Below are 15,187 nucleotides of genomic sequence, written 5' to 3' on the forward strand. Positions count from 1 at the left end.
GGGCGTCCGCCACGGGCAAGGTTTACCCCGGCCACCAGAGCCCCCCAGAGCCCGCAATACGGGCCGACAATACAACAGGAGACAAGAATGGAAACTGCCGATCGCATCCAGGTGGGGGCGTTCGTCGCCCCGGCGGCGCAATCGTTCCGGCGCGCACAGTGGCGCATGCTGCTGGCCGCGATGTTTTGCTACTTCTTCTTCTACACCGGCCGCCAGACCTTCGGCTTCGCCATCCCCGGCATCCAGCAGGAATTCGGTTTTTCCAAGGAAGCGCTGGGCTGGGCCTCCACCTGCCTGTTGTGGTGCTATGCGATCGGGCAGGCCATCAACGGCAACCTTGGCGACAAGTTCGGCGGGCGCCGCGTGATGACTGCCGGCGCGATCCTGTCGTGCGCGGCCAACTGGGTGGTCAGCTTTGCCGTGGGGTTCAAGAGCCTGGCGATTCCCTGGGGCATCAACGGCTACTTCCAGGCGCTAGGCTGGGCGCCGGGCAGCCGGCTGCTGTCGAACTGGTGGGGGGCCGGCGAGCGCGGCAAAGTCTATGGCTTCTACGTGTTCGCCGCGGGCTGCGCGTCGGTGCTGTCGTTCGTCACGTCGATCGTGGTGGTCAATATCCTGCACCTGGACTGGCGCTGGATCTTCCGGCTGCCGGTGCTGCTGATGCTGGTAGGCGGCATCACCTTCTACCTGATCGTGCGCGAACGTCCGGAAGACCTCGGCTACAGGTCGCCGGATACCGGCGTGGCCAAGGGCGAGGATGGCGGCCAGGGCACGCATGCCGGGACCGATGCCGATGAAAGTTCCTGGTCGCGCTACAAGGCCGTGCTGCGCAACCCGCGCCTGCTGATCGCCGGCCTGTCGATCGGCTTCCAGAATGCCGCGCGCTATGGCCTGATCGTCTGGGTGCCGGTGCACTTCCTGGGCAAGGACTGGAAGCATGCCGACAGCCTGATCGACCCGGCCTGGATCTCGGTGGCGCTGCCGGTGGGCATGGCCTTCGGCGCGCTGTCCAACGGCTGGATCTCCGACCGCCTGTTCGGCTCCAGCCGCAGCAAGGCCATCATGCTCTACATGGTGCTGGGCGCGATCGCGTCGATGGTCATGTACCAGCTGCCCACCGGCATGGGTGCGATCGTGGCGCTGTTCCTGGCCGGCTTCTTCGTCTACGGCCCGGCCTCGTCGTTCTGGGCGCTGTGCCCCGACCTGGTCGGCGCCAGGCGCGCCGGCACCGCGACCGGCATCCTGAACTTCTTTTCCTACCTGCTCGCCGGCCTGGGCGAGCCGCTGATCGGCCGCATGCTGGACCACTCCGGCAACACCTCGCTGGTGTTCCCGATCGTCGCGGCCAGCTGCGTGATCAGTGCCGTGATCGCGGCCTTTATTCGTCGCTGAACCTCCGTCGCTGAACCTCCGCCGCTGAACGAAGCGGCCGGCGCCGCGCCGGCGCCTGCCTTGTTTCCATCCTGAAGACACGCCCTGAATCCCGGGGCATCGACATCATGAACGCATCCCACGCCATCCCTGAAATCCGCCACGACATCCGCCACCACATCCGGCACGAAGCGCTGCGCATCGCCGGCGAAAAGATCTACCGCGAAGACGTGATCGAGGTGACCTACCCGTACACCGGCGAAGTCATTGCGACCGTGCCCAAGGCCACGCTGGACGACGTGCGCCGCGCCTACCGCATCGCGCGTGATTACCAGCCCACGCTGACGCGCTACGAGCGCTACAGGATCCTGATGCGCGCCGGCGAGATCATCGCCTCGCGGCTGGACGAGATCTCGCGCACCATCACGCTGGAGTCCGGGCTGTGCCGCAAGGATTCGCTGTATGAAGTGGGCCGCGCCTCTGACGTGCTGCTGTTCGCCGCCAACCAGGCGCTGGTCGACGACGGCCAGGTGTTCTCGTGCGACCTGACGCACCACGGCAAGAGCCGCAAGGTCTATACGCTGCGCGAACCCTTGCTGGGCGTGATCACCGCGATCACGCCGTTCAACCATCCGCTTAACCAGGTCATCCACAAGGTCGCGCCGGCGGTGGCCACCAACAACCGCATGGTGCTCAAGCCCAGCGAGAAGACGCCGCTGGCGGCCTTCATGCTGGCCGATATCCTGTACGAGGCCGGCCTGCCGCCGCAGATGCTGTCCGTCGTCACCGGCGACCCGCGCGAGATTGCCGACGAGATGCTGACGCACCCCGATGTCGACCTGGTGACCTTCACCGGCGGCGTGCCGATCGGCAAGTACATCGCGGCCACCGCCACCTACAAGCGCCAGGTGCTGGAGCTGGGCGGCAACGACCCGATCATCGTGATGGAAGACGCCGACCTGGAAGAAGCCGCCACGCTCGCGGCCAGCGGCTCGTACAAGAACTCGGGCCAGCGCTGCACGGCGATCAAGCGCATGCTGGTGCATGAAGCCGTGGCCGACCGCTTTGTCGAGCTGCTGGTGCAGAAGACCGAAGCCGTCAATTATGGCGACCCGATGGACCCGAAGGTCGACATGGGCACCGTGATCGACGAGGCCGCCGCGATCCAGTTCGAGACCGTCGTCAATGAAGCCATCGCCGCCGGCGCGACGCTGCGCTACGGCAATATCCGCTGCGGCGCGCTGTACTCGCCCACGGTGCTGGACCACGTCGATCCTGGGATGACGGTGGCCAGACACGAAACCTTCGGGCCGGTGTCGCCGGTGATCCGCTTCAGGGATATCGACGAAGCGATCCACATCTCCAACGGCACCGCCTACGGCCTGTCGTCGTCGGTCTGCACCAACCGGCTCGACTACATCACGCGCTTCGTGCGCGAGCTGAAGGTTGGCAGCGTCAATGTGCGTGAAGTGCCCGGCTACCGGCTGGAACTGACGCCGTTCGGCGGCATCAAGGACTCCGGCCTGGGCTACAAGGAAGGCGTGCTGGAAGCGATGAAGAGCTTCTGCAATACCAAGACGTATTCGCTGCCCTGGTAAGCCCTTGCCTTCAGGCGTTCGAGACTGGTCGCAGCGTGCGGAAATGCGCGGCGACCAGCGCGGCGAATTCCTCGGCGATGGTCGAGGGCGACCAATGGCCTGAAAACGCCATGCGGACATCCACGCCGCAGCGCGGGGACAGCGGCACCACGCGCAACGCGTGCGCGAACACGTTGGCAACGTACTGGATGCCGATGCCGATGCCGATGCCGGTGCCCTGCGCGGCCATCGTGCAGATCGTGCCGGAATAGGTGGTCTCGATGGTGGCAGCGGGCTCGGCGCCGACGCGGCGCATGCTTCGCTCAGCGCCACTTGCAGCGGGTCGTCGGCATTGAGCGTGATCAGCGATTGCCCGGCGAGGTCGCGCACATGCAGCGACGTGCGGCGCGACAACGGATGGTCCGGATGCATGACACAGACCGCGTGGCTCCGGTGCATGATGCGCACGTTGAACTGGGGATGGTCCAGCGGGCTGGTGCTCAGCACCAGGTCGTACTGCCCGGTCAGCGATCCGTCGCGCAGCGCATGCGCGCCGACGGTCTGCACGTTCAGGTGGATATCGGCATGCCGGGCCGAAAACTGGCCGACCACCGCGGGCAGCACGCCCAGCCCCAGCGACATCGCCAGCGGCGAGTCGCGGCTGATCCTGAGCTACCAGGCGTTGCGCCAGTTCCATCCGCGCGCGTCGATGGACAAGGCGATCCAATGGGTCAGCCACATCGAGATCAATCCCGCCTCGTCGCGCGTGCTGCTGCTGCATCGCTGGACCGAGCGGGTCGAGGACGAGACCTGCTTCCTGCACCGGCTCGTCACGGTCAATCCGGACGGCAGCGACTTGCGGCTGCTGGAGTGCTCGGACCATCCGCTGCCCCAGCTCGCCGACGATTTCGATCCGAACGCGGTCGGCACCTTCGACTACGAGAAGTCCGAGTACCAGATCTCGCATCCGCTCTGGCGCGATGACGACACCATCATCGTGTGGGGTCCGCATGCGGGCAGCATCCACTACCACCTGTACCAGGACCGCGAGGAGGGCAAGCGCGGCGAGGTGCGCGTGGTCGGCGACGGCGTGCTGACCGAGAACGGGCATATGACGTTCTCGCCGGTGAATCCGCGCTGGCTGCTCAGCGACACCTATCCCGATGCGCAAACCAACGAGCGCACGCTGTTCCTGTACGACATGCAGCAGGGCATGCGCCACGACCTGGGACGCTTCTACACCAGCCCCGCGCTGAAGAAGGAGAACCGCTGCGACCTGCATCCGCGCTGGAGCCGCGATGGCCGGCGGGTGTGCATCGACTCCATCCACGAGTCGGAGCGCCAGCTCTACGTGATCGACGTGTCGCCGCTGGTTGCAGCGTGATGGCGCGGCGGGCGTGCCCGGACACCAGTCACGCCCGCGCTGCGGCGCGCTATTCCGCCTTCACATTGGCGCCGCGCACCACTTCGCCCCAGCGCTTGAGTTCCGCCGCGGTGAAGTCCTGGAATTGCTTGCCAGGCATGTAGCTGGGCAAGGCGCCATCGGCCTCCATTGCGGACCTGAGCTTCGGCTGGGCCAGCGCCTTGCCCACGGCGGCCTGCAGCTTCTCCAGCACGTCCGGTGGCGTCTTCGCCGGCGCCACGATGCCGGCCCATGAAGTGACCTCGAATCCCGCCAGCCCCGCCTCGGACAGCGTCGGCAATTGCGGCAACGCCGGCGAGCGCTGCCCCGACGTGACGGCAAGGCCCTTGAGCTTGCCGGACTTCACGTGCGGGATCATGGCGGGAATGGTCTCGATCGTCATGGTGACCTCGCCGCCCATCGCGGCCAGCATGGCCGGGCCGCCGCCCTTGTAGGCGACGTGGGTCAGGTCGACCTTGCCCATCGACTTGACCAGCTCGCCGCTGAGGTGGCCGGGCGAGCCGGAGCCCGCCGACGAGAAGAACACCTTGCCGGGATTGGCGCGCATGTAGGCGAGCAGTTCTGCGGACGTCTGCGCCGGCAGCGCCGGGTTGACCGCCACCACCAGCGGGTAGCGCGCGACCAGCGCCACCGGCTCGAAGCTCTTTATCGGGTCGAATGCCAGCTTGGGGTAGATCCAGGGATTGATGGCCTGGCTGCTCAGCGTCGCCATGAACAAGGTATAGCCGTCCGGCGCCGCCTGTGCGACATACTGCGCGGCGATGTTGCCTGCCGCGCCCGGGCGGTTCTCGACCACCACCTGCTGCCCGAGCGCATCCTGCATCTCCCTGGCCAGCAGCCGGGCCAGCTTGTCGGTCGAGCCGCCGGCGGCGAAGCCGACCACCAGGCTGACCGGGCGCGCGGGATAGCCGCCCTGCGCGTAGGCAGCGCAGCACGCGGTCGCGGCCACGCCGAAGACGGCCAGGGTTGTGCGGAGGCGCCGGAAAGGTTGCCGCTTGCGCTGGGTGGCTTGCATGTCTGTCTCCTGTGTGGACGTTTGTCGTCGTCGTTGTTTTCGTTGTTGTTTTCTTTATAGTTTCACGCCGCGCCTGGATTGCCGGCAACCAGCGCTGGAACATCTTCGTGCATCGTGCCGCGCAGCGCACCGGGCATGCTTACCGGCGCGGCGCACAGCAGGGCGTTCATCTGTGACAGCTCGCGCAGCGTATCGAGGTGCAGCGCGCTGGTCTCCACGCTGGCCGTGCGCCGCTGCGACACCCGGGCGAGGTGGCGGGCGGTGAAGCGTTCGGCGCGCGCCTGGAAGCGCGCGGCGCAGTCGTTGAGCAGCGCGTGGGCGGCGCGGTCGCCGGCGACGAACAGCGACATCCGGGTACGCAGGTTGGCCGCCAGCATGTCGCATAGCTCCAGCAGTTCGGCGCTGCCCTCGTCCGAGAAGCAATAGTTGCGGCGCAGCTTGCGCTGGTCCAGGTCGACCAGGGTCCGCTCGGCGATATCGCCCGCATATTCCAGGTTGATATTGAGCAGCATGATCTCGTCCCAGCGCATGGCGTCCTCCGCGCCGAGCTTGCCGGCATCGACGTCGGTCAGGTACATCTTGACCGACGAGTAGAGTTCGTCGACGCGGTCGTCCAGCGCGCAGCAGCGCGCGTTCGCGGCACGGTCGTTGGCGACGATCGCCAGCTTCATGCCGGCGAGCATGTCCTCGATGACGTCGCCGATGCGCACGACTTCGCGGGTGGCATTGCCCAGTGCCACCGACGGATGCTGCAGGTCGCCCTGGCTCAGGTAACGCGCGCCGCGCGACGCCGCCCCGGCGGGCGCATCGGGCAGCCATCGCGCGCACAGGGCGGCCACCGGTCTGACAAACCAGATCAGCGTTGCCGCCAGCGTCAGGTTGAAGGCCATGTGGAAGTCGATGGCCATGGTGGCGGCACTGCTGCCGATGCCCGCGAGCAGCGGCGGCACGGCGTCCAGCAGCGGCAGGAACACCAGCACCCCCGCGATGCGGAAGAGCAGGTTGGCAAGCGATACGCGCCTGGCCGCGGGCACGCTGGCGGAATTGGCCAGGCAGGCTATCAGGCCGCTGCCGAGATTGGCGCCAAGCACCAGCGGCAGCGCGGTCTCCGGCGCGATGACGCCACCCATCGCCAGCGTTGCGGTCAGCAGGACGGCGGCCAGGCTGGAGTACGCCAGCAGGGCCAGCAGTGCGCCGATCACCACCGCGAGCAGCGCGTCATGGCCGAGCGAGGTAAAGATGGCGCGCACAAGGTCGGCATGCAGCAGCGGTGCGGCGTAGAAGCGGATCAGCTGCAGGGCCAGCGTGATCAGCCCGAGTCCCACCACGACCTCGCCCGCGCGCCCGCGCAGGCTGGCCTTGCCGGACAGCCGCATGGCGATGCCGGTCACCAGCAGCAGCGGCGACAGCCACGAGATATCGACCGACAGCAGGCGCGCCATCATGCTGGTGCCGACATCGGCGCCGAGCACGATCGGCAGCGCCGCCGACAGCGACACCAGGCCCTCGGCGACGAAGGCGCTGGTCATCAGCGCCGTGGCGCTGCTGCTCTGGATCAGCGCGGTCACGCCCAGCCCGGCCGCGAAACCGCGCGCCGGGCTTGCGGTGCCCGCTGCCAGCACCAGCCGCAGCCGTGGCCCCAGCAGTTCCAGCATGCCGTGGCGCGTGACATGCGTGCCCCAGATCAGCAGGGCAACGCCGGACATCAGGGAAAGCAGGATCTGCATGGCGCCTCGCTGTGCCTGCGTGCTTCGGTGGGCGTGTTTCGGTGGGGGTATTTCAGTCGGCGTGGTTCAGTCGGCGCAATTCAGCGCCAGCCGCAGGATGTCGAAATTGCGCAGCCGCTGGCCGGCCGGCGCGCTCACCTTGCGGTTGAACAGCAGCGGCACCTTCTGCTCGGACAGGCCGCCGTGCGAACGCAGCGGCACGTCGAGGCCGCTCAGGTCATGGCGTGCCGGCGTGGTGCCGATCACGGTCAGGCGCTCGCTGACCACCACCAGGTCGCCGATGCGGTCGGCCGGCAGTTCAAAGCGCTCGCAGGCGGCGCGCTTGTCGAGCACCAGCTCGATGCCCGGCAGCGCGGCAATGGCTTCGTGCACCGCGCGCTGGTCGGCGCCCGCCGGCAGGTACACCGTGGCGTATGACCCCAGTGCGCCATGGTGGGCGACGTACGGGTCGGTGATCGGCAGCAGCACGCGCGTGGCTGCCGTGCCAAAGCGATCGTCCAGCAGTTGCTGCAGGTACAGGATGTTGGCCTTGCCGAGCGAATCGGTCTTGGCATTCATGCCATGGTCGGCGGTCACGCCGATGACCGCGCCGAGTGCGTCGAGCCGCTGCAGGTAGCTGTCCATCATCGCGTAGAACGCATTGGCGCCGGCCGTGCCGGGCGCGTGCTTGTGCTGGATGTAGTCGGTGGTGGACAGGTACATCAGGTCCGGCCGCTCGGTTTCGAGCAGGGCCACACCGGCGGCGAACACGAACTCGGACAGGTCCGCGCTGTAGACCGAAGGCAGCGGCATGCCGACGCGGGCCAGCACGTTGTCGATGCCGTTTTCCTCGACACTCGCCTGGTCGGCCTTCTCCGCCGAGAAGCAGATGCCCTGCAGGCCGTGGCCGAGCAGGGCGCGCAGCTTGTCCTTGGCCGTCACCACGGCGACCTTCGCGCCAGCCTTTGCCGCGGCGGCCAGCACCGTGGGCGCGCGCAGGTAGCGGGCGTCGTTCATCAGCACCTCTTCGCCGGATTCGGTGTCGTAGAAGAAGTTGCCGCAGATGCCGTGCACCGACGGCGGCACGCCGGTCACGATCGACAGGTTGTTGGGGTTGGTGAACGACGGCACCACGCAGTCGCCGGTCAGCACCGTGCCGCGTTGCGCCAGGCTGGCAAAGAAGGGCGCGACGCCGGCCTGCACGGCCAGGTTGATGTACTCCTGCTCGCAGCCGTCGATGCAGACGATCACGGTGGGGCGGGCGGGAAGCTGGTAGCGGTGTCCGTTGGCTTCGATGTGGGCGTTCATGGCGGGTCTCGTGGGAGGGAGTCGGTAAGCCGCCGCCGGATGCGGGGCGGCGCGTTTTCTTGAGACCATGCTAAGGTTTCCAATAAACTCACACAAACGAGTTTATTTCCCACAATCTGTCAGGAAATATCACAGTGCCGCATAAGCTACCTCCGCTCAACGCGCTGCGCATCTTCGAGGTTGCGGCCCGCGCCGGCAGCTTTTCCGCGGCGGCGCGCGAGCTGCACCTGACGCATGGCGCGGTCAGCCGCCAGATCGAGATCCTGGAGCAATGGCTGGGGCAGCCGCTGTTTATCCGCCAGGGGCAGCGCATGGTGCCGACGGTGCACGCGCAGGCCTTCGGGCGCGAGGTCAGCGCCGCTTTCGACCATCTCAGCGCGGCGTCGGAGCGCTATGGGCGCATCGCCACGCGCAAGGTGGTGCGCGTGAACGCGCCCGCCACCTTCGCCATGCGCTGGCTGATCCCGCGGCTCGATGATTTCCGCCAGCAGCAGCCGGAAGTCGATGTACGGGTGTCAACTGCCTTCAGCAACGAGGCCGGGTTCAACGGCACCTTTGACGTCGCCATCCGGCGCACGCTGGAGCGCGGCGAGCAGTTCGAGTCCGTGCCGATCTTTGCCGAATACCAGACCGTGATCGCCAGCCCCGCGTTGCTGGCGCAGGCGCCGGTGCGCGATGTCGAAGACCTGGCCGACAGCGTGCTGCTGTACACGGAGACGCGCCCCGGCAGCTGGGAATCGTGGCTGCAGCAGGCCGGCCATGCATCGCTGCGGCCGGTGCGCACGCTGCGCTTCGACCATTTCTTCGTCACGCTGCAGGCGGTGGTGGACAGCCTGGGCTTTGCCATCGGCACCTTCCCGACGCTGGCGGCGGATCTTGACGGCGCACGCATTGCCACGCCGTTCGACGCTATCCGCGCGCCGGGCAACACCTACCACGCGCTGGTGCCACGCGATGCCGACAAGCCGCTGCACCTGCGCGCGTTCGTGGAGTGGCTGGTGCAGCAGGGCGAAGCGCCGGCGGCGGACGCCGGGCGCAAGGGCCGCCGCCAGCGGTGAGCGGTCAGGTCACCGCTTCAGATCACCCCTGCCGCGCGCAACGCCTGCATCTCCTGCCGGGTCAGCCCGGCCGCGGCGTAGATCTCTTCGTTGTGCTCGCCGACTGACGGCCCGGTCCGGGGCACGGCGGGCTCGTACCCGGAGAAGCGCGGCACGTGGCACGGCGCGGGGACCGAGCCCAGGTCCGGATCAGGCAGGCGCACGATGGCCTCGCGCGCGCGGAAGTGCGGGTCTTCCAGGATGTCCTGGATGGTGAAGATCTTGCTGAACGGGATCTGTTGCGCCTCCAGCGCCGCCGCGACGGCATGGTAATCGTGCGCCGCGAACCAGGCGCCGATCGCGTCATCCAGCGTGTCGAGGTGCTGCACGCGCGCCGGATTGGTGGCGTAGCGCGGATCGTCCGCCAGTGCCGGCTGGCCGATGGCCGCGCACAGGCGCCGGAAGATCGGGTTGGACGACGCCACCATCGACACCCAATGGCCGTCGGCGGTCGCATACATGTTGGACGGCGCCGTGTAAGTGGCCCGGTTGCCCGCGCGCTGGCGCACCTGGCCGAGCTGCTCGTATTCCACCGCGAGCGGCTCCAGCAGGCGGAACAGCGCCTCGGTGGCGGAGAGGTCGATATCCCGGCCGCTATCCCGGCCGCTATCCCGGCCGGGGGCGGCGGGATCGCGCCTGCGCTCCGCCGCGGCGGTGGCGATGGCGAATGCGCCAAACAAGCCGGCCACCACGTCGCCGGCCGGATAGTTCATGTGCAGCGGCGGACCGCCCGGTTCGCCGGCAAGGTTGGTGAAGCCGCTCATCGCTTCGAACACGCGCGCGAAGCCGGCGCGCGACGCATACGGGCCGGTCTGGCCGAAGCCGGTCAGGCGCAGGATGATCAGGCGCGGGTTCGCTTCGCGCAAGGTCTGCGCGTCGAGGCCCCAGCGGTCGAGCGTGCCGGTGCGGAAGTTCTCGACCAGCACGTCGAATTCGGGCAGCAGCCTGAGGAACAGCGCGCGCCCCTGTGGCTGCCGCACGTCGAGCGAGATGCCGCGCTTGCCGCGATTGGCCACCTTCCAGTAGAGCGGCAGGCCGTCCTTGACCGGTGCCAGGCCGCGCAGCGGATCGCTGCCGTCGGGCAGTTCAAGCTTGACCACGTCGGCGCCCATGTCGGCGCACAGCGTGCAGGCCAGTGGCGCGGCCAGCACCGTGGCCATGTCGAGGATGCGCAGGCCGGCGAGGGGGCCCTCGGTCTTGCCGTTGCCGTTCACAAGCGAGGTCTGGTTCATGCGTCCACCTTGATGTCGCGGGCCTTGATCAATGCCGCCCAGCGCGTTGCCTCGGCCAGCAGCAACTGGTCGAACTGCCTGGCGTCGAGCGGGAGGATTTCCGCATCCAGCGCCGCCAGCCGGTTGCGCACGTCGGCGCTGCCCATCGCCGCCTGCAGCGCGGCGCCAAGGTAGTCGACGATGGCCGGCGCCGTGCGTGCGTGGACGGCCAGGCCGTACCAGGACTGCACCAGCGCGTCGGGATAACCCGCTTCGGCGATGGTCGGGACCTCCGGCAGCGAGCGCGTGCGCCGCGCGGCATTGACTGCGAGCGGCCGCACGCGTTTCGACTGGATCAGCGGCAGCACCAGGTTCTGCGACACCAGCGCGAACTGCAGCTGTCCGCGCCCAAGGTCCAGCACCGAAGGCGGCTGGCCCTTGTAGCCGACGTTGGTCACGCGCACGCCGGTGGCTTCGAAGAACAGCTCCTGCGCCAGGTGCAGCGAGCTGCCGGCGCCCGGCACCGGCACGTTGACGGCGCCGGGGCGCGCCTTGGCCCAGGCCGCGAACTCCTTCAGCGTCTTCACCGGGACGTCGTTATGCACCACGAACACCGACGGCACCGCGGCCACCGAGCCGATGGCGCGGAAGTTCTGCACGCGAATGCCGGAGTCCGGGTAGAGCGTCTGCGCCACCGCCAGCACCGGCGTGACGCCCAGCATCGTGTAGCCGTCCGCCGGCGCGCGGCTGGCGAACTCGACGCCGATGCGGCCATCGGCACCGGGCTTGTTCTCCACGACCACGCGCTGCGGCAGGTCGAGCGACATGCGGTCAAGCGCGGCGCGCAGGGTCACATCGACCACGCCGCCGGCCGGGTAGGGCACCACCGCGCGCAGCGGCCGCTCGGGGAAGTTGCCCGGGCCGGTGCCGGCGCGGGCCAGCGCTGGCAAGAGGCCGGGCGCGGCCATCATCAGGGCGGTCTGGAACGCAGTCCTTCCGAATGCTCGGCGATCCATGCTGTCTCCTCGTTCTCGTATCTGTCTGGTCTATTTGCCTGCGGGCGGCAGGTAAGGGCGCAGGCATTCGAGCGACTGGCGCGTCTGCCGCACCAGCCGGTCCATGATCCGCGCCACGGGCTCGACTTCCTTTACCCAGGCCACGCTCTGGCCCGCCGCCTCGTACATCAGCGGGGCGATCCCGTGCTCTTCCACTGCCGCCAGCAGCCGGCCGGTCAGGGCCTGCTGGTAAGGCATGTCGAGAGGCGCCGGGGCGTCGGCCGCCGCCCATGCATCGGAGAAGGCGCTGCGCACCACGCGGCAGGGCTTGCCGCTGTGCGCGCGCGTGATCACCGTGTCTTCGCTGCCGGCGGCCAGCAGCCGCTCGGTCAGCGCGGCCGGCAACCGGTGCTCGGCGCTGCCCAGCCACACGGTGCCGAGCCACGCGCCCTGCGCCCCCATTGCCAGCGCCGCGGCGATCTGGCTGCCTTCGCCGATGCCGCCGGCGGCAAGCACCGGGCGCCCCTCGGCGGCCGCGATGATCTGCGGCACCAGCGTGAAGGTGCCGATCGTGCCGGTATGCCCGCCGGCGTCATAGCCCTGCGCGACCAGCACGTCGACGCCGGCCGCAATGGCCTTGCGCGCATGCTTGACGGCGCCGACCAGCGCCATGGTGGTCTTGCCGGCACGGCGCACCCTGGCGATGGTGTCGGCCGGTGTGCCGACACCCGCCGCGAACACCTCCACCTCGCTCTCCGCCACGGCCGCGACCTGCTCCTCGAACAAGGCCTGCGAACGCACGTACTGCGAGAAGAAGTTGCCCGCCGTGGCCGGCGGTACGGCAAAGCGCTCGAACAGGCCGTCGACGAAGCGGCGATGTCCTTCGGGAATCGCGGCGCTCACGTCCTCGGGGGTGGAGACGCCCGGCAGCGTGGTGGGCAGCAGCAGGTCCACGCCCACCGGCACGTCGGGGCACAGCGCGCGCAGGTCGCGCAGCTTTTGCGCCAGTTCGTTGGGGCCGTCGCGTGCCGCGGCATACACGCCGAGCCCGCCGGCATTGGAAATGGCCGCGGCGACTTCGATGCTGTGCGCGAGCCCGAACACCGGGTAGCGGATGCCCAGCCGGCGGCACAGCGCGTTGGCCAGGCTCTGGTCGGCGGTGCTTGCCATCATTGCGCTCCGAACAGGTTTGGCTCGAAATCGAGGCAGGGGTGTTGCGGCATCGCCGACGCCGTTTTCATCACGTGCCGGCCGATCAGGTTCTTGTGGACCTCGCTGGTGCCTTCGCCGATCTGGTTCATCTTGGCGTCACGCAGGAAGCGCTCGATCGGATACGCATTCAGGTAGCCGTTGCCGCCCAGCAACTGCGCGCAGTCCACCACCACGCGCATGCACAGGTCGGTGCTGTGCATCTTGGCGATCGAGGCGTGGATCGAGGTCTCGGGGTCCTTGCGGTCGTAGCGCTGCGCCGAACTGTAGACCAGGCAGCGCGCGGCCTCGATGCGCGCGGCCATGTCGGCCAGCATCCACTGGATGCCCTGGTGCTCGCCCACCGCCTTGCCCGACACCTGCCGGTGCCCCGCGTATTGCGCGGCAATCTGCAGCGCACCGGTCATCCGCCCCAGCGCGATCGCGGCATGGCCGACGCGCGCGCGCACCAGCGTGTCCTGCGCCAGCGCCATGCCCTGTCCCTCTTCGCCGAGGCGATGCGAGACCGGCACGAACACATCGTCGAGGCGGACCTCGGCGATCGGCACGCCATGCCAGCCGAGCTTGGGAATGATCGGCGAGACGCTCAGCCCTTCCGCATCGCGCGGCACCAGGAACGCCGTCAGCCCCTTGCTGCCGCCGGGGCCATCGGCAAGCGAGGCCACCGCGACAAACATGTCAGCCACGTTGGCGCGGGTGATGAACTTCTTCACGCCGGACAGTCGATAACCGCCGGGGTGCCGGCTGGCGACGGTGCGCAGCCGCGCGAGGTCCGATCCCGCGCCAGGCTCGGTCAGCGCGAAGGCTGACTGCTTGCTGCCGTTGGCCAGCAGCGGCACCGTCTGCGCGCAAAGCTCCGCGGAACCGCCGGCGACGATCGGGCGCGACGACAGGTCGGTGCCGGTGACGATCGATGCCGCCGTGCTGCACGTCCGCGCAATCTCTTCGATGATCCTGACGCGCAGCAGCATCGAGGCGTCGGTGCCGCCGAGCGCGGTGGGAAACGCCGTGGCGATGACGCCGCTTTCCGCCAGCGTGCGGAAGGTGTCCCACGCGAATTCGTCGTCGCGGTTCACCGCGTTGGCCCTGGGCCCGATGGTGTCGCGGACCAGTGCCTGGACACGGGCCAGCATGTCGTTCTCCGCCGCATCGAGCGGCGCCAGCGGATGGTGTTCGGCGGACAGGGGCATGAGGCGCAATCTCCTTGGTGGTGGTGTGCGATTGCCTCTAAAGATAGAGAGGCGGTATCCTCGGATCAATGCCGGTATGGGAAAGCAGATATCTCCACAGGAGATAGCAGGAGGGGATATGCATGCGGATGCGGGACACGACCTGACGCTCAAGGCGTTGACCACCTTCGTCGCCGTGGCGCGCACGGGCAGCGTTTCGGGCGCCGCGGCGCAGCTTGGCCTGGCACAGTCGGCGATCAGCCGGCAGGTCGCCGAGCTGGAGAAGATGTTTGGCGGCCCGCTGTTCTACCGCACGGGGCGCGGCGTGCGCCCGACGACGCTGGCCGCGCAGGTGCTGGCCGATGCCGAGCCGCTGCTGGACGGCGCCAGGCAGCTGGTCGAGTCGGCGCGCGGCCGTGCCGGCAACGTCAGCGGCATGGTCACGCTGGGGCTGGTGCCGGCGGTGGCGCCGCTGCTGTCGAGCCGGCTCTACGCCGCCGTGCAGGAGCGGCTGCCCGCGGTGAAGCTGCGCATCGTGGAGGGCTACAGCGGCGAGATGGAGACGCAGTTGACCCAGGGCAGCATCGATCTCGCCGTGCTGAACCGCTATCGTGCCGAAGGCCGGAACAGCTACCGCCGGCTGCTCGATACGCCGCTGATGCTGGTCGGGCGGCGCGAGACCCACCAGGCGCACTGGCGCGCCGCGGGCGGCAGGCCCGCTTCGATGTTGCTGCGCCAGCTCGGCGGCGTGCCGCTGGTGCTGCCGGTGCCGCCCAACGCCATCCGCAACCTGCTGGAAGAGGCTGCCGCCGCGCACCGCATCGCGTTCAACATCTGCATGGAGGCCAGTTCATCGGTGGTCATCAAGCGGATCCTGTCCGACCATGCGGCGTTTTCCGTGCTGCCATACCACGCGGTGGCGGCCGAGCTGGAGCGCGGGGAGTACGACGCCGTGCCGTTGGCGGACCGCGCCATGCGGCAGAGCGTGGTGCTGGCGACAAGCAGCCAGCGTCCCTTTACCGCCGCGGCGCGGCAGGTGGCGCAGATGATCCCCAAACTTGCCGAGGCGCTGATCGGCGAAGGGAAGTGGCGGCGGTGATGGCGTT

The 15,187-nt window shown here is 68.6% G+C and carries 12 protein-coding genes and 2 pseudogenes; 5 read left to right on the forward strand and 9 right to left on the reverse strand.

The genetic code is table 11. The annotated features are described in order from the left end of the window. Positions 1-87: 87 nt before the first annotated feature. The gene (locus CTP10_RS03160; RefSeq protein WP_116317294.1) at positions 88-1,392 is read left to right on the forward strand and encodes an MFS transporter; all 1,305 of its coding nucleotides are present in this window, start codon (positions 88-90) and stop codon (positions 1,390-1,392) included. Between the two features lie 107 nt (positions 1,393-1,499). Beyond that, complete coding sequence (gene phnY / locus CTP10_RS03165; RefSeq protein WP_116317295.1) at positions 1,500-2,969, forward strand: phosphonoacetaldehyde dehydrogenase; 1,470 nt, start codon at positions 1,500-1,502, stop codon at positions 2,967-2,969. Positions 2,970-2,979: 10 nt separating this feature from the next. Here phnY and CTP10_RS03170 read toward each other — a convergent pair whose 3' ends face one another. Continuing rightward, complete coding sequence (locus CTP10_RS03170) at positions 2,980-3,264, reverse strand: hypothetical protein (RefSeq protein ID WP_116317296.1); 285 nt, start codon at positions 3,262-3,264, stop codon at positions 2,980-2,982. 35 nt (positions 3,265-3,299) lie between these two features. Beyond that, positions 3,300-3,590: pseudogene (locus CTP10_RS41250) on the reverse strand (LysR substrate-binding domain-containing protein); the annotation flags it as partial. On the opposite strand from CTP10_RS41250, the pseudogene CTP10_RS03175 reads away from it, so the two are divergent. Next, positions 3,586-4,332: pseudogene (locus CTP10_RS03175) on the forward strand (hypothetical protein); the annotation flags it as partial. The pseudogenes CTP10_RS41250 and CTP10_RS03175 sit on opposite strands and share 5 nt — an antisense overlap. A 49-nt stretch (positions 4,333-4,381) precedes the next feature. Here the strand turns inward: CTP10_RS03175 and CTP10_RS03180 are convergent. The 3 genes from CTP10_RS03180 to phnA form a co-directional block, all read right to left on the reverse strand. Then, entirely contained in the window at positions 4,382-5,386 is a 1,005-nt protein-coding gene (locus CTP10_RS03180; protein WP_116317297.1) for a Bug family tripartite tricarboxylate transporter substrate binding protein, read from the reverse strand. A gap of 62 nt (positions 5,387-5,448) precedes the next feature. Beyond that, positions 5,449-7,113: a Na/Pi cotransporter family protein gene (locus CTP10_RS03185; protein WP_116317298.1), complete on the reverse strand. Its 1,665-nt coding sequence runs from the start codon at positions 7,111-7,113 to the stop codon at positions 5,449-5,451. A gap of 66 nt (positions 7,114-7,179) precedes the next feature. Beyond that, complete coding sequence (gene phnA, locus CTP10_RS03190; protein WP_116317299.1) at positions 7,180-8,400, reverse strand: phosphonoacetate hydrolase; 1,221 nt, start codon at positions 8,398-8,400, stop codon at positions 7,180-7,182. A gap of 134 nt (positions 8,401-8,534) precedes the next feature. Between phnA and CTP10_RS03195 the strand changes: the two genes are divergently transcribed. Next, on the forward strand, positions 8,535-9,458 hold the full coding sequence (locus CTP10_RS03195; protein WP_116317300.1) for a LysR substrate-binding domain-containing protein: 924 nt from the start codon (positions 8,535-8,537) through the stop codon (positions 9,456-9,458). Between the two features lie 17 nt (positions 9,459-9,475). Here CTP10_RS03195 and CTP10_RS03200 read toward each other — a convergent pair whose 3' ends face one another. From CTP10_RS03200 to CTP10_RS03215, 4 genes are read right to left on the reverse strand one after another with little or no spacing between them, the layout of a single operon-like run. Continuing rightward, positions 9,476-10,729 (reverse strand): CaiB/BaiF CoA transferase family protein, encoded by a 1,254-nt coding sequence (locus tag CTP10_RS03200; protein WP_116317301.1) that lies wholly within the window; start codon positions 10,727-10,729, stop codon positions 9,476-9,478. Beyond that, entirely contained in the window at positions 10,726-11,724 is a 999-nt protein-coding gene (locus tag CTP10_RS03205) for a Bug family tripartite tricarboxylate transporter substrate binding protein (protein WP_116317302.1), read from the reverse strand. Before CTP10_RS03205 ends, CTP10_RS03200 begins: the two co-directional genes overlap by 4 nt. Positions 11,725-11,754: 30 nt before the next feature. Beyond that, the gene (locus tag CTP10_RS03210; RefSeq protein WP_233527946.1) at positions 11,755-12,876 is read right to left on the reverse strand and encodes an NAD(P)H-dependent flavin oxidoreductase; all 1,122 of its coding nucleotides are present in this window, start codon (positions 12,874-12,876) and stop codon (positions 11,755-11,757) included. Next, a complete protein-coding gene (locus tag CTP10_RS03215) occupies positions 12,873-14,102 on the reverse strand; it encodes an acyl-CoA dehydrogenase family protein (protein ID WP_116317304.1) in 1,230 nt (409 codons plus the stop codon). The genes CTP10_RS03210 and CTP10_RS03215 overlap by 4 nt, the downstream gene beginning before the upstream one ends. 118 nt (positions 14,103-14,220) lie before the next feature. Between CTP10_RS03215 and CTP10_RS03220 the strand changes: the two genes are divergently transcribed. Then, complete coding sequence (locus tag CTP10_RS03220) at positions 14,221-15,180, forward strand: LysR family transcriptional regulator (RefSeq protein ID WP_116317305.1); 960 nt, start codon at positions 14,221-14,223, stop codon at positions 15,178-15,180. Positions 15,181-15,187: the final 7 nt, after the last annotated feature.

The organism is Cupriavidus sp. P-10 (genome assembly GCF_003402535.2).
In the GTDB taxonomy this organism is placed as follows: domain Bacteria; phylum Pseudomonadota; class Gammaproteobacteria; order Burkholderiales; family Burkholderiaceae; genus Cupriavidus.